The following is a 17,903-nucleotide window of genomic DNA, read 5'->3' as shown; positions in this document are numbered from 1 at the left end:
CTCTTTCCTATCGAGCCGCCTGTCGCGCCCTCTTGCGCGGCCGTGCGGCCCTTGTTTGTTATCAGGTCTCAGCTGGCGCTGCTTGTGCCGTGTGCAGCTGCGCGGCTCGCTGGCCAAGGTAGCGCTCCACCGAGCGGCGCTCGTGCAGCCCGAGATACTCGCCGAGCTCATCCAGCGACGTGCCTGCCTCCAGCTCGCGCTGGGCGAAGGTATTGCGCAGCGTCCGGCCGCCCTCGCGATTCAGGGTGATCTTCGCGGCGGCGAATGTGGCGCGCACCTGGCGATACAGCGTGGCCGCTGCTACCTTGCCGCCGGTGCGCGTGGCCGGGAACAGAAGGTCGCCTTTCACTACCATCGTTGCCCGTTCCTCCAGCCAGCGGGTAACTTCTGGCACGGCGAAAGGGCGTAGCATCGTCACGTGCTTCCGGCTGAACTCACCACCTGGTGTCGGCCAGATCGTGACCGGTACCGACCCCGACTCGGCCGCCTCGCCGATGTTCTCGATGTAGAGCTCGATCACCTCGGTCACCGTCAGGCCGGCGCCGATCATCAGGGCCATCATGGCGCGATCGCGCCGGCGGCGCCATGCTTTGGCAGATTCCTCGGCCGCTGCCGACTCGCGCGCCGGCAGCGCTTCCATGAAGGCAGCCTGTTGCTCGACGGTTAGCCACTCTTTCGGCAGATCGCGGCCGCGGCCGCCCGGTACCGACGTCAGCGAATAGGCAGCCAGGCGGGCCGGATTCGGGTTGGCGCGCAGGTGGTCGTAGACCCGCTCCAGCAAACGCACGTAGCGCGCGCGGATCTCGCTGTTGAGATCCTTCGCGCGCCCTTTCTTCTGCGGCTCCATAGCCGCGTCCAGGAAGCGAAGTACGTGCTCGTGGGTGACGCGCGCCATGTCCAGGTTCTCGTCCTTCATCCACCGGACAAATTTCGAGAACATCGCGGTGTAGCCCTGAACCGAGCGGCGCCCGAGGGGCTGCGGCTCGGAAACAGCGCCATCGGCTGTGATGCGTTTCGGACGCTTGCCCAGCTCAACGAACTGCAGGCTCGTGACGAAGCCGCCGAACGCCGTCATCGGCTGAATGATCCAGTCGGGCTTCTTGTCAAACAAGTGGGTTTCAGCAGTGGTCATGGGTGCGCTACCTCTCGGCCTTGAACTAACTTCAATGGGGCCATCATATCCGCGGCCACGTGCAAAAACGGCCCTGGTGTTACCGCGATCGTGTTCGCATGGCGATGCGTCAATTCCCACTCGGGCGTGTAGCAGCTGAACACGTGATCCACGCCTTCGACCTCGATGTCGCCGCCCGTGCCGCGCAAGGCGGCCAGAAGGCAGCTTTCGTCACCGCGCTGCAGGCCGCGCAGGAACTCGCCCCAGGTCGTCGTGCCAGGCAGCCCGCCGTGGACATAGCCAACGCTCGGCCCGCCGTCGCCGACTGAGATCGCCACCGGCAGCATCCGCATGGCGGTAACGAGCTGCATTCGCTGCTGGTGCCCGCAGCTCGCGAGCCATGCCATCCCATGAAAGTCCATGCCGGCCAGCGCCTCGATGCTCTCGTCGTCGGGCACGCCGTCGGCGAACAGGTCTATGAGGTCTTGCTCGCTGTTGCTGATGACCGCGAATACTGAAGGGGTGCGGAGGAAGCGGATGCAGTTGGTCAGGGAGTGCTCGCCAGCCAGCAAGTGGCCTACGGAGAGAAGCCGGTCGCGGCTCGGGTCGAAGCCGGCGTCGCGCATCGCCTCGAATACCTGGTCGAACGCGCCGCCCAGGTCGCCCACGATGAAGTCGCGGCCGACCCGATTGCGAGGCAGGCACAGGACGTTCTTGCTGCCCGTGCTCACGCTATTCCCTCGGCCGATCGCGCCGTTCTCTGCCGCTGGACGACCATTTGCAATCACGCCTTTATCCGCTGGTTGTTCTATTTTATGCTTATTCTACGTCAATCATACAGAAAGTCAGATCGTTATGGAACCAGCAGCCGTTGCAACCGGGAAACAACTAGACCCTCTGGTCGGCGTCGCTTCCGTGATCGATACGGAGACCACAGGCCTCGACCCGCGCACCGACCGGATCATCTCGTTCGGCCATGTCCGCCTGCAGGATGGGAAGATCGGCGAATCGATCGAATGGTTCTTCAATCCAGGAGATGTTGAGATCCACCCCGAGGCCCTGAAGGTGCACGGCATCACCAGGGAATTCCTCGCCGACAAGCCACCGATCAAGGGCTACCTGGCGCGCATCGTCGAGCTGATGGTCGAGGCAATCGTCTGTGGCCACAACGTCAAGTTCGACATCGACATGCTTAACGCCGAACTGGCGCGCCACCGCTTTCCACCTCTGGAAACATTCATCCAGGGCGTATTCGACACCATGCACGAAAGCCGCAAGCGCTGGCCAGGCAAGCCGGCCAAGCTGGACGCCGTGTGCGAGCGCGTCGGCGTATCGACGGCCCATCGGGTAAAGCATGGCGCCCTGGTCGACGCGCAGCTGTGCGCCGAAGCGCTGCTGGCTATGCATCGAGAACAGCGCAGCTTCCTTGATATGTTCGTAGAGACGGGGCCGGCTGTTGCACTCAACGAGGAGGCGGCCGAACTGCCACCGGTGCTGGTGCTGGCAGCGTCCGCCGAGGAGCTGGTTGCGCACACGTCCTACCTAGCCGGCATGTCCGGAGACACCCCGATATGGCACACCTACACCGCGGCGCCGGCGGAAGCAGCCGAACACCAGGAAGACCAGGCCGACGAGATGGAGGCGGCCGAAAGCGCCGTGGCGCCGTGCTGAACAACACCGAACCGGCCGCCCGAGCACTATTTTCGCCCGTAATTTGACAGACTCGACATCAGATTGATTTAATGATTGTACGGGCAGTGACCTTCGCTGCCGAGATAACAGTGAGGTAGCAAAATGAGTATCTGGGAATCCTTCAGGAACACCGAAACCATGGGCCTGGTTGATAACGGGGTCGCCATCGGCGCAGCGATGCGTGAACGCAAGGCAATCGCCCAGGACGAGCGCAAATTCCGTGAGGGGTATGCCACGGCGCTCGCAAATGCTAAGCAGACCGGCGTGATGCCGACCGAATATCAGCGTACCGTGCCGGTTGATGAGATGGGGCGCCAGATCGGTGTGAAAGTCGTGGCGTTGCGTGAGCTCGGTAAGTTGAACGCCAGCCACCCGCTGGTAGCGTCAGCTCAAGTGCGCGCAAACATAGGCACCCAGACGCTCGTCAACTACAACAAAGCGGAGCGGCCGGATGGCGTCGACCTGAACGATTACGCTCCAAGCGACACGGCGGCCCAGAAGATCTATGCCTTCACACTAAAGGGATAACGGGACACCGGCCGGAAAGAAAAAGCCCCCAGTTGCTGCTGGGGGCTTTTTTTATACCGACTGGCTTCCTTGCTGCTTGCCAGTCTGTGCGCTCACCGCAGAGGCAAGCCCTCCTGCTGCCAGGCGTTTCTTATTCGCCAAGTCCATTGCCGAAGTCACTGCACCGCTACCGCCACGAGCCGCGCTGATGAACACGCCTGCGACCTTGTTCTCGACCTCATGGCCGATGGCCGAGTTCTGGTTGTTACCGATCCAACCGATCATGCGATCAGGGAGCTGCAGCATCATCGCGAAGGTCGAATTAACCAGGGTGGTGCCCAGCACCGTGAAGATCACCAGGTACGCCACGATCGACATCAGGCCCGTCAGGCTATTGCCTTGGGCGCTGCCGACAGCGGCGCCAAAGTAACGGAACAGATAGGTACCCATGACCGTCACGGCCGCTGATGCGATGAAGAAGGCGAAGGTCATGATGATCGGCCGGGCAAAATTGTTGAGCATATACGTGTAGCCGTAGCTCGTACGCTGGCCCATGCCTTCGCCGTCAGAATCGAAGTGCGCCATCGCCCAGAGCGAGGAGCCGATCAGCGACTCGATCACGGTCGTGAACCACTGGATCAGGGCCGCAAACCACTGGATGAACGGAACCATCGGAATGTAGAACGCCATAACCGCCGCGGTGATGAAAAGCAGAAGGACGACTGGAACCAGAAGAGCGCCAGCATCGGATGCGATAGAGCTCAGTGTGCTGGCAATGCCGCCAACGACCGGAACATTTGAGAGGCCCGACCCAACTTTACTGACCACGCCACCAACAGCGCGCCCGACGGCGGTGTCTGCAACTGCATCAATGGCCTTATACGCGAAATAGAGAGACTGGGCAGCCGTCAAGGCATTGTCACCCATGTTCTTGAAGGCGATGATCGGGTTGATCGTATTGCTGGCACCAGTCGAGTTCGCGCCCATGGTCATGTTCATCACGCCTCCCATGATCCACTGCCCGAGCGACGTGTTGCCTGTCGAAGTGGCCAGCGCACTCTGGCTCTTCGCCGCGGCCATGCGTATCGCAGCCTCCAGGCCAGCGAGTAGGTCGCTTTTCGTGGAAGACTCGCCGTCGCCTTCTGGTATAGCCTGGAACGTCACCACCGGGTCGAGCATTTCGTTCATCGCTTCACCAACCTCGGCAAACACGCTGTACCAGATCCCCAGCGTCGCCCACCCACCATCCTTCATTCGCCCCACGAGCTGATCGGAGATGGCGCCCGCATTACTGACGCCATTCGCCTCGGCCGCGAGCGCACCGAGCTTGCCCTGGAACGTATTGGTGTAGAGGCCGAAGTAGCCATCTCCGATTGCTCTGACCGAAGCATCTAACTGGGCCGGCGTGCTGCTCGGGGAGAGGCCCTGGATCATCGCCTGTGCTGCAGCATACGTCGTGTTCAAGGTGCTCGCGTGCGCTTCCATCGCGCGGGTGCGAATACCCGTGTAGTTGACGTCGGCAATGCGGAAGCCAAACACGCTGGCCACGCCGGTGTTCGAGCGCGGCGAGAACTTCAGCTTGATCTCGCCGCACGTCGCGGCGCCGTACTGACCACTGGCCTGACGACCTGCGAACTTCATCACGATCGCAGTGCCGGCGTCGGCCGCTGCGTTGAGCGTGACGGGGAAGTCCGTGGGCGTCGCCTGGCTGCCGGCCTGCATCGCAGCAGCCATATCGTAGGATGCGCGCTGGCACGCGGCGGCCTTCGCCATGTAGAGCTCGATGTTCTTGATCTGCGCCGCCTGCTTGATGTTGCCCATCGGGTTGACCGTGGTCTGAAAGGCTGCGGTGCTCTCGATCGCGGTGGTCGCCACCCGGTTCGCGCCAGCGATACCCAGCAAACTTGCGATAACCATCAGCGCCTGACAGAACGCCCATCCTCCAAACACGGGCATCAGGCTGACGGTACCGAAGGCGACGCGCACTGGCACCCAGACGGTTGACATGCGCTTACCGAGCACCACCCCTTCGTGCATCGTCTGCGCCAGGCCGGCAATCATGTTGTAGGCCATCCAGATACAGGCGGCCGAAAAGATAAACATGTTGAATTCTTTGAACATCGAGGCCATGAGCGACCCCGTCGACCCATCCGAGGTGCGGAACGGATCGAGCGCGAAATCGCCGAGAACCGACCGAAGCATACCGAAGGACTCATCGGTTTCCCGGTTGATGGTCGTGAGAAGGCCTGCCACATCGTCCATGAGGCCAGCATGGGCAACGGCCGGCGCCATAAGGAAGACCATGGCCATCAGACCGGTACGAATGGAGATCGGGTTCTTTTGCTTACGCATGAAATGTCCTGTGAATACTTGTTACGCGGCAACATCATAAAACAGAAAATCCGAGATGTCGCGATGCATCTCGGAAATGATCTATTTCTGCTCAGTTACTGCGCTTTATGCTGCAGGCGCGTGCACTGGTGTTGTTTCTTCGTCCATCCGGCGTGCGACCGGGATCGGCTGGAGGCGCGGGCCGCTTTGGGCGAGCTCGGCGCGCACCTGCTCGTAAGCGACACGCATCTCGGCCGCGATACGGTCGACGTTCGCACCGATCTCGGTGGCGCGCAGCGATGCCTGGGCCAGCTGGTTGCTCAACGGCGGGTACCGGCCGGCAAGCAACGTCGCCATGGTGCCGATGTTGTGGCTCATCGCCTCGACGTTTTCCGCCACCAGGGCGGTCGTCTCGCGCACGTCGGTCGATTCGAGGACACGGATGCACGACTCCAGTGCGCGCCCGACCTCGGCTACTAAGGCGCGCCGCTGGCTTTCTTTTTCCAGCGGCAGGCGTTGCTCGGCAACCGCAAGCATGCGCTGCTGCATTTGCTGGCGCGAGCTGCTCATGCGCGAGGAGCGCAGCGCCAGGAGCCGGTACGACGCCGGGTCGTCCGATTCTGCGCGCACGCGGTTCACCGCTGGCGACATTTCCATCTCGCGGAACACGCTTCTGGCATCGTCACGCAGCTGCTCGTTCAGCACTTCTTGCAGGGCGCCCAGATCCTGGCCGTAGTCGTTTTCAATCATCATTTCAGCGCACTCCTGGTGCTGTAGGTTGATCCGATGGCGGCTGGAGAGAGTCGAGCTCGCTCATTCGGTCGGAAAGCGAACGGAGCACACGTGCCTGCAGGGCCACGCGCGCCCCGCCTTGGCGCTGCAACTCGGGGAGAAGCTCCTGGGCCTTCTCTGCCGCGGCGATCAACAGCATCGCCTTCGCGCCGACCGGCGTGGCGCCGGCTACCTGCGCGATCGGGCCGAGGGAGCCCATCGTCTTTTTCAGGAACGCCGCTTCGCTGAACTTGCCATCTTCCGTGAATTCGGCCGCGACCTTGCCGCCATCGGGCACGAGGTTCGACGCCTTCACCATGGAATGCGATGTCCGGCTGCCGTCCTTCATGTGGCCCAGGAAAGCACCGTTCGAGCTCTGCATGGCAGCGGTCAGAACCGCGCGCATGCGCACAGGATCGAGCGAGGCAATCGACTGGCCTGGGGCAATCACATCGGCGGCCCCGGACAGGTTGCGGAATACCGTCACATCGAAGCTGCCGCCGGTGGCTGCGCGGTCGACCTGGTCGCCGTAGGCCACGCCGACCACCAGCGCAGTCAGGGCCATTAGCTCGGTCGTCCGGTCAGGCATGACGCCTTCGGCCTGTTCGAGCACTGGCGCGCTACGCCCAGCCTCCGCCGGCCGGGCCGCTTCGAGCTGCTCGACGGCAGTGCGCGGGCGCGAGGTCGATGTGCCCTCTCCCAGCAGTCGCTTGTACAGGTCGGCGATGGGGCTGGTAGGCGTGCGCATGGCCAGCGCCACTGGCGCCGGTGCGGCCGCCGGAGCTGCCGTGCGCCGGGAGCGCGCCGCTTTCACGGCGCCTTCAGCCTGCTCACCCCAGCGCGCCAGAGGATTCGACGGCGACAGGACAAGAGAGGCCGCAGGCGAAGCGCCAGCCCGGTGTGGCGTGGCCATCAGGGGTATACCACTGTGGTGCGACGCCATCAGCATCGCCGCCAGGCGCGGCGAGGTTTTTACTGCCAGGCGACCGAGCACGTTCGCATCGGCCGTGAGTGGTACAGGCATATGCCCTCCGAAAATCTAATGAAATTGCTGACCAGCATCTGTTCTACTCGAACGGGCCTGGCGTGGTTGCAGGTTCTTACAATATATACATAAAACAGAACAAACGTCGTCAAAAAAAAGCGCGTGAAATAAAGGCTTGTTTTGGCGGAACAATCGTGTCGACATGCCACCCCTGGAGCAGCTCGAATCCAACACGCTGCGCGAAGGCCAGAAGCTCGGCCGATTCGACGCCCTCGGCCACCGTCGTAATGCCTGCGCTCTTCCAGCTCGCGACCGATGCTTCCAGCATCCGGGCGGCCTGTGGACGGTCGGCCGCGCTCATCAGTAGCCCACGGTCTACCTTGATCGCAGCGACGCTGTCGAGCGCGTACAGGCGGCGACTACCGTCCAGCCCGGCACCGAAGTCATCGATAGCGAACTGCATGCCCAGGCTGCTCAGGCGGTTCACCTTCTCGCAGACCTGGTCGAACAGGAGCTTTTCGGCAGCCGCCTCGCTCATCTCGAACCGAATGTCATTACGGGCGCAGGCCGCTGCAAAAGCCGTTTCCTCGGTCGTTAGAACTGATTCATGCGACAGGTTGATAAAGCACGGCTTCCCGCCGCCCTCATCGACCTGGGCCAGATAACGCAGTACCGCACGGTCTACGGCCATCCATTCAGCAACCGAGCCTGGCCAAACCTTGCCGCGATAGAGGAATTCGTACCCATAGACCGAGAGGTTATCGGCACGCGCGATTGCTTGCAGTTCAAAGCGGATGCCGGCATCCGCATTCGATGCATCGTTGATAATTCCGTTTTCACGCATCCCCATAAATACAACTCCTCTGCACGTCACATTTTGGCAGCACTATATCTGCCTTATTCGATCACCTCGAATTGTTACGCAAAACTTAGATTAACTTTAACATCCGGCTTAAACCGGACATCGGCTTCAGCGTTTTTCTGTGCGCTTGCTTTCGGAGCCACCCCAACCCAGCAAACGTCGGCCCCTGGAGGCATTGGCCTCATACGCATTGGCATGAGCATGCAGTGCAGGGCTGGCAGCCGCTTAAATATCTCGTTGGCCACCTCCGGGAACTCCAGCATGTACGATCCAGGCTGCGACCAATTTACGTTGGACGCTTTAATTTTCCGGGTGCCGACGATCTGGCGCGCTTCTTCCAGCCATATCTGGCCGAGATCGTGAGCACTCTCTGTCGAAAGCCGCCGAGAAACAATAAACGGGGTTTTATCCAGCAGGTGCGGCGGCAATTGGCCGTACAGCAGACTTTGAGACTCCGCTGGATCAGGCGCGCGGTATGTCAGGTCGACCAGGTAGAACGTCTGCTCTCGCTTTGTAAGTGCCCCTTTCTTGTCGGCCGCATCGTATGCGGTTGTCAGAAAGGGCTGCTTGGTAGAGGTACTCCCATGAAAACCGTAGAGGAGATCCGGATGCGCTCCGACCAACTGCATCCAGTCAGCCACCGGCGCCAAGGTGGTGGCATCGTTCGCCGCGACGACCGGCGTCGTCAAGACCATGGATTTAGTCAATTTTCACTCCATTCTCACGAAGGAAAGTCAAAATTTCGTCCATGTCAAAGCCCCGGCCCATGGCCATAGCCTGGGCAGCCCGCCAAAAATCAGCACGTGCAGTTTCCGGATTCATGGAGAACACTTTTGCGGACAAGCGCCTGGTTGGAGTAGCAACCGAATTTTCGGCATTCTCGGCCGCACGCAACCAGCGGTATCCTGACCCGCGATTCTTTCCTAAAAGCTTGGCCAGCAGCGATGCGCACTTTTTCCGACGCTCTGCAGCGTAGGTCGAATCATGGATCTGCAAACCGAAAAGGAAGTCGACCAAGTCCTGCATGTTAGGCGGCCGGAAATGCGCGGGGAAAGTAGGTTCGAGCATATACAGACGAACCAACAATTCCCGAGATTCGTCGACCGGGCTAGTTTGATTCGACTTTAGGAATGTGAGCAGCGCCTGGTAGGAAGTAAATCCCAAGGCAAACGTGGCGTCCCAATTAGTGAGGTTTTCCCTCATTTGCCAGGTAGAGACATCATATCCCGTTAATGCGCGCTTCTCGAACGCCGGGTGCTTTGCAGAGGCACGTGGCGCCGCTGGCTCTGAAATTGCTCTGACCATTCCATCCCTATTTATTGTAATTGGTATCCGGGTTATTCTAACTAACCCGGACGCCCTTGTATTAACCGCCGACGAGAGTTTCGCCTTCTTCTACATCAAACGCCGGATCTACAACATTCACATCGTCCATTTCTGCAGCGGTACGGCTGACAACCGCGGTGCCGCCGAACATACCGGCAGCAACGACAGACTTCACGGCCACCGCGGCAGCCTTAACCGTCGTGGCCGATGGCGCCAGCGCCGGCGCCGGCGCTGGCGCTGCTGCCGCCGGCTCCGCCACCTTGGCCAACGACACCGCCTCGGGTGCGACCTGGACTTCTGCCACCGCAGTTGGTGCTGCCTCGCCGTCAGCCTGCGCGGCCGGAGCGGCACTGGCTACCACCGGCTCCGTCGCCTCACCTGCCAGCTCTGCGGCTTCCAGCACAGCTGCTTCCGCTGCGCGCTTCTCGTTCATAGCGCTGGCCACATGGCCGATCGCCTCGCCGAGAGCATCGCCCACCTCTGGCAGCGTCTCCGGCAACACTTTGCCGCTGCCGTGCGCTGCGTGGCGTACGCGCAGCTTGTTCCTTGCCGCATCGGCCGCCTGCATCACTCTGTTCAACAGCTCCTTCCCGCGACCTTCCATTTCGGCTGCAGACTTAGCCGTCCCGATCACCGGCGCCAGCGCAACAGCCATCTGGCGCATCTGCAGCGAGAAGTCGGCCTCGATCTTGTCGCGCGATGTCAGGCGCGCCAAGAGTCGCTGCTCGGCTGAACCATCGCCGAACGCTGCAGCCGCTTCAGGCGACTGCGCCGCCGCGCGCACCATGTACTCAATCGTTCCCGCGCTCAGCCCGAGATACTTCGGGTCGGCGACAACCGCTTTCATTGCGCTATCGACCTCACGCGAAACCATGCGGTGCGCATAACGCGAGTGCTCAGCCGTGTCCGCCAGGGCGACCAGGTGCGCAGCTACATGCGCTTCTGGAGCATCCGACGGCAAATGCGTTTTCAGTATTTGGTCGATGTGACGTAACAACATCGGCAACACCGCGTCCAGATCCTCGGCCTTTCCCGTGACCTCGACGTCGAGCCCCCCATCAGGGTTTTCCGTAATCTGCTTCATCAAGCCGCCGAGCTCGCGCTCGTCACCCTGTGGCCCACTCTCGGGCGACAAAGCGCTGAGCGACATGTCGTCGTCCTTAGAAGCGTTTGCAGGAGCGGCCGCTCGATCAGCTGGGCCGGTCAAGTCGGCCGCGGGCAATACGCCGGCGACCTCCTTTGGCTTGAATAATACCCGAGCCACCAGACGAAATGGCGACAACAGCCAATTCATCATGCGGCGCACTGCCGCCAGCAGGCTGGACAAGCCTTCGCGGCCGCTGATTTCCTGCTGCTCGCGCAGCTGCTCGGCGCTCAAAAGTTGGGCCCGACGGGTTTGGGTGGCGGTGGACATCGTTTTCTCCGTTAATTGTTATCGACCAGATTGGCCAATTCTGAAAATAGGATCTCGATGTCGGCTGAAGACGTTTGCGTCTTGTTGTTGTCCAGCAGTGACAAGCCTTTGGCAACGGCTTTTTCCGTCCGCTGCGCCGCATCCGCGGCCTGCTCTGGCGTGGAACCCAGGGAAACCTCCAGATTGACCAGTTCATCCTTGGTCGCATCCTTCAGCCCGACAACTTCTGGCCCCATACGCTCGATCAATGCGGCCTCAACCTTCGTTCGAGATAGTGCTTCCAGCCCCGCGCGCATCTGCTCGGAGCCCTCGTTCGGAAGTGTAGAACCACTGGCCCCTGCAGTAGAAGGCGTGGTTGCAATAAGGGCCGCATCGAGCTCCGCCGCCTCGCCAAGCGCCTCCTCATCACCACCAATATCCATCACCATGTTCGCGTCGTCGTCCAGGTCGCCCAGGCCTGCATCGAGAAGCGCGTCGCCTTCCATGCCGTCGCCGTCGCCGTCGATGACACCTTGCGCAAGAACCGGCGCGGGCTGCTCGGCGACATCGTCTCCAGACAAGCCCATTTCGTCGCCGAACACGTCCTCTTTCGGGCGGCGGATGATCGGCGGCGAGACACGCATCACCTCGTCGAATGGGTCAAAGCCCATCAAGGTCTCCTCGCCTACTGCGTCATCACCAGCGTCGCCGCCCGCGGTGTCGGCTGCCAGCTCGGCGGTGAGTTCCGCCGACAGGTCAGCTGCGCTCGCATCGTCGCCCAAGGCAATACCGCTGATCGCGTCGAGCTCGGCCGCGACAGCTGCGGCTGGGTCTACAGCACCACCACCGAACATTCCTGCCGAACCGGCAGATGGCCCCGCGGCAGCAACTGCCACTGCCATCGCGGCGGCGGCACCTGCTGGCGCTGCTGGTGCTGCTGGTGCTGCTGGTGCTGCTGCTGGCGCCACGGCCGGCCGGACACTACCAGCACCATTGCCGCCGCCCAGGAGCGAAGCCCCTGCACGTGCGTTGTGCAGCGCCTGCACGCCAGCCTGGTAAAGGACAATCCCGCGCTCGATCGCCGGCGTGTGTGGGTTCATGGCCGTGGCAGCCCGCGAGATGCTCTGGATGATGTCGCTGGTCACCTGCTCTGGATAGGAAGGCGTTGCGCCGGTCTCCAGGATGCCGCGAATTTTCTCCATCACCCACTTATCGGCGTTCGGCGCCAGCTCGACCGTGCTGGTGAGCATGGTGGTCTCGCCAAGGTCGTGGATCTGCAGGAAGCGATTCAGCCGTGGGTACCGCACGCGGGGCACTTCCGGGGATGGATAGAACGTGCGCATCACGTGGGCGCGCTCGCGGTAGGCGAAGGTCGCGAAACCGGAGGCCAGCTCTTCCAGGGTCTTGCGGCCGATGCGCGGGCGCTTCTCGATCTTGTAGTTGATGTCGCGGCGAATCCCGCCAAACAGCGAATCCGTGTTCGTCTCGAAACCGGAAACCACTGCAACATCGGCTTCGCCCAGGGTTTTCTGCGCCAGGTCGTGGGTCTTGTCTGAGCCGACGATCTTCATGAAGAATTTCGTGGCCTGGTTCGCCATCATGGCGCCGGCTTCCGCTGCGCGATCGCCCTCGGTCAGCTTCTCCAAGTCCTGGGCCAATGCGCAAAGGAAGAAATTCAGGCTTCGTGCCTGGGCCGCGGTCAGGGCGATGCCCTCGGCGAACTGGTACGCGAATTCATCAAGGAACAGCGCGAACGGCGTGGCCGAGGCGGTGATCTTGGCGTCGACGTTCTGGTGGACGTCGCCTTCGATCGAGGAGCCCAGGGCGCGCGCCATCATGACGCGCAGAAGCGCCAGGTTCAGCTTACCCAGGCTCTCCTGCTCCTGCGCACCCTTTTCGAGGGACGGGATGAGGGAGATACAGATACGGTTGTTGACGACCACATCCTGCATGTCCACCTCTGGATGCTTGCGCTTGAAGATGTGGCCGTAGGTGTCGATCAGCAGCGAAAGGGCCGGATACACCTGGTCGGCGCGGTAGCCGTGCTGGTTATAGCACTCATTCGTCTGGTTGGTCGGCGGCTTCTTGGCCGGTGCAGCTGGACGGACGAATGCCTGGTTGAGCGCTTGCGCTTCGTCCTCGGCCTCCTCTTTCAGGCAGCCGTGCTTGCGCAGCATGTTCTGCAGCTGGAAGCCAGGCAGGCCCACTTCCAGGTAGGACTTCACGCCCAGGTATGGGGTCGGCCAGGCGCCGCCGTTGGCCAGCTTCCAGCCCTCGACGTAGAGCTCCTCGATCTTGTCCAGTGCAAGGTACTCGCGCATCGTCTCGATCGACAGGGTCAGCTCGCCCAGGTCACGCTTGTGGGTCAGCGCGCGGCAGATACCGCGGAAGAGGTTCAGGCCTCGATCCTGCCAGGTCTTCGAGTCGCCCGATGCCTTCACCATGATGTTCGACGTCATCTGCACGAGCGTGTCGGCGTCGGCCGCCGTCGCCGGCTGCAGGCCATTCGACAGGCGCTCACGCATGTTAGCGATCTGGGTCGGCGACAGGCCGCCGAGCAGGTAGTTCACGACCAGGTAGTCGTAGTCGCGCGCAAACATGCGAACCTGCGAGTACATGTCGGTTGGCAGCTTGTTGTCGGCCTTCGCATCAGCTACGAAGAACCCGCTGGCCCAGCAAAGCACGCAGAAAGTCATGCCTTTGAGGAATTCTGACTTCCCGCTACCGGTAGTACCCAATACAAGCATGTGCCGGGTCAGGTCATCAGCTGAGAGGAAAACCTGCTTGCCGCGCTCGTAGGGATCTTGCGCATCAATGACGCCGAAATACATGATGCCCGTCGCCTCCATCGGCTTGTCGGTACCAGGGTGCAGAAGACCTGGGTCTTTCACCTTGCACCAGGCCGGGTAGCGCATCGGCGCGTACTGGGCTGCCTTCTGGTACTCGTCCAGGAAGGCAAGGAGAACGAAGAGCAGGATCGGCAGCGCAAACGGGAAGATCACGCACAGCAGCGCCAGGCCGACCATCACCTTGCTGAAGTTCGTCGGGTACACCATCCAGTCTTTGAAGAGCTGACCGTTGGAGCGGACGTCGACGATGATCCGGCGAGACGATACCTCCTGGCCGCCTTCGATAGTCGTATAGCGACCGTGCTTCATTTCGTTTCCTTCTGCTCGGGTTCTTGTCCGGACATGTCCACCTTCACGCCGGCCGCAGCCTGCCGGGCTCCCACGTACTGGCCCAGCGGCAGGATGACCGGCTCGATGACGCTAGAGAGCAGCTTCATGTGGTCTAGGCCGTGCTGCTTCGCCGCATCCGTCAACAGCTCGTAGGTTCTGGCCGGGTGCGCGCTGATGAACTTGGTGTCGCTCGACGCATGCGCTTCCTTCGCAGCGGGCGTGGTGCCGCCCTCCAGCCACTGCGCGGCGATCTCGACCAGGCCCTGCAGCGCGATCGAGCGGCCGTGCTTCTCGCGCATGACCACCTCCGGCGCCAGCAGGGCCGACCAGACCGTGGCCACGCGCCGCTGGTTGTCCAGCTCATTCATGTGGGGCACGCCAACGCAAAAGAGCCGGATCAGCTCGCTCGCGATCCCATCCGGATCCAGTGTCGACGCCGCCTTGGCAAACTGGACGCTGACGGCGTTGACGTTTCCCGCGATGTCCCGGCTGGCCAAGGCATGCTTTTCACCCTTTTTCGGCCGCTTCTCCATCAGCTGGCGCGTGGCCTGGTAGCCCTCGATCACCGCGCGCTGATAGGCCAGCTTTAGCTCGGCCGCGAGCTGTGCGCCAGCAGGGGAGCACGTCGCCGGCAGGTATGCCGGACGAAGCACGCGCGCCGCGGCACAAGCCATGAGGCCGGCGACAGCGCTGAACATGGTTCTGGCGCTCATTTGCCGAGCCAGCTGGTGATCGCTTCGGCCGAGTGAAGATCGCCTTCGTACATCTGGCCGTCTGGCTTCATCAGGGTCGGCGTGGCGCGCAGGCCGGCGCGGGCGAAAAGCGAGGTGTTTGCGTCGGCGACCGCAGGGCCGGTCTCGCACTGCTGGGTGACGTCGATACCTTTCGGCTCTTCCGACATCAGGTTCTTCCAGCGCGCGGCGCGGTCGGCGGGCGAGCTCGCGCAGGCGGCGTACGAAACCAACGGGCGCGAACCGTGCTTGAACGAGACGGGGATCACAGTCACACCCAGGTTGGCCGGCAGCTTCGCGAGCATCTTCTGGTCGAAATCACGGCAATTCGGGCACAGGGGATCAGACCAGACGATCAAGGTCTTGCCGCCGGCGCCGGCGGCGCGCACCGCGATGTAGGACGCCTTCGCGAGCGCTTCCTTGACCGGCATTGGGCTGGCCTGGGCGTCGGCGGCAGCCTGCGCAACCGCGGCCGACGACATCCCGGATGCTTCGGTCGGCGTCAGCTGCGGCGCGGCCGGCGCCTGGAGAGCCGTCACGTCGGCCTGCTGCGGCGCCACGCCCGGCGCAGTTGGAAGCCGCTGGTTGCTACCCGAGAGCGAGGTCACCAGTGCGTACACGGCAAAAGCCACTATCGCGGTGCTGGTGCGGCTCTTGAGCTGCAGGGAGATACCGCGGGAGGTGCGGTGCAGCGAAGAGTCGACTTCGGCGCGCACCGCCTCGCGCATCGCCACTGGCCATTCCGGGCCGAGGAGGCTCACTTTTTCAATTGCCGAGTTGTCGCAACGAACAGTGCACACCAGGCCTTCCGCGTCGTTCGTCAGCGTGGTCTCGCGCACATCCACACCTGCCATGCGCACCATCTTCGTCCGGATCACGCGGCCGAAAAGCGCCAGCGGCAGCCAAGGACGCTCCACGTAGCGCAGCGACAACGCCACCATGCCATCCTGGTACGACACCGAAGACGCGTACTTGCCGTGACCATCCGGATGCGCATGGGTAGATGCGTGCACCGGCGCGACTGGATGTCCTACTGGTTTAGTCATGTCGTTCATTGGTTGTCCTCTTCTTTCGGGAAGGCTGCTTTCGAGCCGGCCATCAGTTTTGTCATCTGTGCATCCTCGAACTCGCGGCGGGCGATCGCCTCGGTAGCATCGAAATCCGAATCCGCACCGGGCTTCGGCACGCTGTTCATGCCAGCGCCCAGAAGACCCACCACGTGCTCGCGGAAGAGATCGGAGTCCAGTCGAGCTTGCTCTTGCGTCATCCGGCCCCAGAGCGACTCCTCCGTCTCCCCAGCATTGGCGGTGCGCCAGAAGTTGTATTCGTCCTCCAAGCTCTTGAGCGCCGCCACGACGACCGGCAGGATTGGAATGCGGTTCAGGCGCTGGCACTTCTGCTCGTGCTCCCAGTGCTCGTGCGCGCCGGCGGCTTCGGCAAAAGCCGTGCGTTGACGGCCGACACTGTTGAGCGCGGCATACAGCGAGTTCGCATTCGGGCGCAGCCAGCCGACGAATTCAGCCGTCGTGACCTTGCCGGCGCGCTTGCACAGCTTGTAGACCTGCATGAGATACGTGACCGAGAAGTGGTGCGAGCGCCAGAGGTTATTGAGCAGCGGGTGAGCCCGGTACTTCTGGTACTGCTCGTTAGCCAGGCGCAGGTCTGGGGTTTGCGTTTCGTTCACAGCCGAGTAGTTCAGCTTGTCGAGCAGATCACGGAATTCCCCAAGTCCATCCTTGCCGTGGATGGCGGCCGGTGCCAACAGAGCGAAGATTGCCTTCTCCCAGTCATTCAGGCGATCAGCGAAGATGGTGTCGGATTTATCGATCCCTGGACGATAGACGCGCGTGCCGAGCTGGGAGAGCAGGTAGTGTTCGGCCTTCTCGTGATCGAGGTCGCCGTTTGCCTTGGCCAGGCCGAAGTGCTCGACCACCTCATGCGGGTGCCAGGGTGCGTGCCAGCGTGGATCTTCGTTCTTGTACAGGTGCTTTGCGATCGGCACGATCGGTGCGATCGCCGAGTGGATCTGCGCCTGGTAGCGCAGCAGCGCGTCGACGCTCAGACGCCCTCGCAGGCCGCCTTTTTCCTTGCCCATCGGGTGCTGCCAGGCCGTCCAACCGAGGCGAAGCGCCAGGCCGGCGACAATCAATGCCGGCAGGCGCCAGGCGTCGCTCGTCCATTCGTAGAACTTGCCGACGGTCGGCGGCTTCACGACATCCTGGGCGATCTCCATGCGGTACGCGTGCACGGAGTCGATCAGGTCAAAAGGCCACAGCATGTAATAGGCCATCTTGCCCGAGCCATAAAACAGCCCCTGGCCCATCGCGAACCACAGGATGGCAAACAGGACGACGATCAGCATCGGGATAACGAAAATGCCGGAGACGTCCGCGTTTGGTGTTTGCGAGTTGCGCGCCATCAGAATTTGCCTTTCGAGGTCATCTGCTTGTAGGCGCCATACACCAGGCGCACGTACTTGACGTGGTGCTTTGGCGTGCGCGAGTGGTAGTTTCCGATGCCCTTCCAGAGGTCGCCGCCGGCACCATTGATCTCGGTGCGGATCGCAAACCCCATCCCACGCACCGCCTGGCACATGTCATTGATCAGCGCCTCGCGAGGAATCTTGTATTTTTCGATCAGGAGCTTTGCCCACGTTCCAGTATTGAATTGACCAGGGCCGAGGTCGTCGGTGCCGTTGGTGTTGCGGGAGACGAGGCCCATCCTGCCGCCGCTTTCCACCTTCATGACCGACAGGATGATGAGCGGATTGAGGTTGTAGGCGCTCGCGCTCGAATGAATGCAATGTGGCGGGATGTGCTGGGGCACCAAGACATCGTATCGACCGGCATGGCTCGCCGCCGGCGCTTCACTGCGGGCCGGCGCTGGGCGCGGCGGCGCAACAAGGTACCGGGCAACACGCTCGTCTGCACTCTCGGGGTAGCCGGCGCCAGCTGGAGCAGGCGCGATCATGGCCGGCAGCGGCGGCTGCGGCGGGGTGTTTTCGATGGTGACCAT

General features: G+C 62.1%; 16 protein-coding genes. 2 read left to right on the top strand and 14 right to left on the bottom strand.

Annotated features, from left to right (window positions below; all coding sequences use genetic code 11):
- Positions 1-61 precede the first annotated feature (61 nt).
- Positions 62-1,132: a tyrosine-type recombinase/integrase gene (locus ACFPOU_RS08295; RefSeq protein ID WP_379719382.1), complete on the bottom strand. Its 1,071-nt coding sequence runs from the start codon at positions 1,130-1,132 to the stop codon at positions 62-64.
- Entirely contained in the window at positions 1,129-1,842 is a 714-nt protein-coding gene (locus ACFPOU_RS08290) for a metallophosphoesterase family protein (protein ID WP_379719380.1), read from the bottom strand. Before ACFPOU_RS08290 ends, ACFPOU_RS08295 begins: the two co-directional genes overlap by 4 nt.
- A gap of 184 nt (positions 1,843-2,026) precedes the next feature.
- Between ACFPOU_RS08290 and ACFPOU_RS08285 the strand changes: the two genes are divergently transcribed.
- Positions 2,027-2,782 carry an exonuclease domain-containing protein gene (locus tag ACFPOU_RS08285; protein WP_379719378.1) on the top strand — a complete coding sequence of 252 codons (756 nt, stop codon included), beginning with the start codon at positions 2,027-2,029 and terminating at the stop codon, positions 2,780-2,782.
- Positions 2,783-2,905: 123 nt separating this feature from the next.
- Entirely contained in the window at positions 2,906-3,331 is a 426-nt protein-coding gene (locus tag ACFPOU_RS08280) for a hypothetical protein (protein WP_379719376.1), read from the top strand.
- Positions 3,332-3,382: 51 nt separating this feature from the next.
- Here ACFPOU_RS08280 and ACFPOU_RS08275 read toward each other — a convergent pair whose 3' ends face one another.
- From ACFPOU_RS08275 to ACFPOU_RS08220, 12 genes are all read right to left on the bottom strand, one after another.
- Positions 3,383-5,662 (bottom strand): DotA/TraY family protein, encoded by a 2,280-nt coding sequence (locus ACFPOU_RS08275; RefSeq protein ID WP_379719374.1) that lies wholly within the window; start codon positions 5,660-5,662, stop codon positions 3,383-3,385.
- 105 nt (positions 5,663-5,767) lie between these two features.
- Positions 5,768-6,394 carry a hypothetical protein gene (locus ACFPOU_RS08270; RefSeq protein WP_379719372.1) on the bottom strand — a complete coding sequence of 209 codons (627 nt, stop codon included), beginning with the start codon at positions 6,392-6,394 and terminating at the stop codon, positions 5,768-5,770.
- A gap of 1 nt (position 6,395) precedes the next feature.
- Positions 6,396-7,436 (bottom strand): hypothetical protein, encoded by a 1,041-nt coding sequence (locus tag ACFPOU_RS08265; protein WP_379719370.1) that lies wholly within the window; start codon positions 7,434-7,436, stop codon positions 6,396-6,398.
- Between the two features lie 109 nt (positions 7,437-7,545).
- Entirely contained in the window at positions 7,546-8,247 is a 702-nt protein-coding gene (locus ACFPOU_RS08260) for an EAL domain-containing protein (protein WP_379719368.1), read from the bottom strand.
- Positions 8,248-8,315: 68 nt separating this feature from the next.
- Positions 8,316-8,966, bottom strand: coding sequence for a hypothetical protein (locus ACFPOU_RS08255; RefSeq protein WP_379719366.1), 651 nt, complete (start codon positions 8,964-8,966; stop codon positions 8,316-8,318).
- Positions 8,959-9,564 (bottom strand): hypothetical protein, encoded by a 606-nt coding sequence (locus ACFPOU_RS08250; protein ID WP_379719364.1) that lies wholly within the window; start codon positions 9,562-9,564, stop codon positions 8,959-8,961. Before ACFPOU_RS08250 ends, ACFPOU_RS08255 begins: the two co-directional genes overlap by 8 nt.
- 61 nt (positions 9,565-9,625) lie before the next feature.
- Positions 9,626-10,999, bottom strand: a complete 1,374-nt coding sequence (locus ACFPOU_RS08245) for a hypothetical protein (protein ID WP_379719362.1) — start codon at positions 10,997-10,999, stop codon at positions 9,626-9,628.
- 11 nt (positions 11,000-11,010) lie between these two features.
- Positions 11,011-14,136 carry a TraM recognition domain-containing protein gene (locus ACFPOU_RS08240; RefSeq protein WP_379719360.1) on the bottom strand — a complete coding sequence of 1,042 codons (3,126 nt, stop codon included), beginning with the start codon at positions 14,134-14,136 and terminating at the stop codon, positions 11,011-11,013.
- The gene (locus tag ACFPOU_RS08235; protein WP_379719358.1) at positions 14,133-14,855 is read right to left on the bottom strand and encodes a hypothetical protein; all 723 of its coding nucleotides are present in this window, start codon (positions 14,853-14,855) and stop codon (positions 14,133-14,135) included. Before ACFPOU_RS08235 ends, ACFPOU_RS08240 begins: the two co-directional genes overlap by 4 nt.
- 11 nt (positions 14,856-14,866) lie before the next feature.
- Positions 14,867-15,829: a thioredoxin fold domain-containing protein gene (locus tag ACFPOU_RS08230; RefSeq protein ID WP_379719356.1), complete on the bottom strand. Its 963-nt coding sequence runs from the start codon at positions 15,827-15,829 to the stop codon at positions 14,867-14,869.
- Positions 15,830-15,939: 110 nt separating this feature from the next.
- Positions 15,940-17,307 (bottom strand): secretion/conjugation apparatus DotM-related subunit, encoded by a 1,368-nt coding sequence (locus tag ACFPOU_RS08225; RefSeq protein WP_379719354.1) that lies wholly within the window; start codon positions 17,305-17,307, stop codon positions 15,940-15,942.
- Positions 17,307-17,903, bottom strand: coding sequence for a hypothetical protein (locus ACFPOU_RS08220; protein ID WP_379719352.1), 597 nt, complete (start codon positions 17,901-17,903; stop codon positions 17,307-17,309). The genes ACFPOU_RS08225 and ACFPOU_RS08220 overlap by 1 nt, the downstream gene beginning before the upstream one ends.

It is taken from the genome of Massilia jejuensis (genome assembly GCF_042656795.1).
Taxonomy (GTDB): domain Bacteria; phylum Pseudomonadota; class Gammaproteobacteria; order Burkholderiales; family Burkholderiaceae_D; genus Telluria; species Telluria jejuensis.
This window is presented reverse-complemented; position numbering and strand designations above follow the sequence as displayed.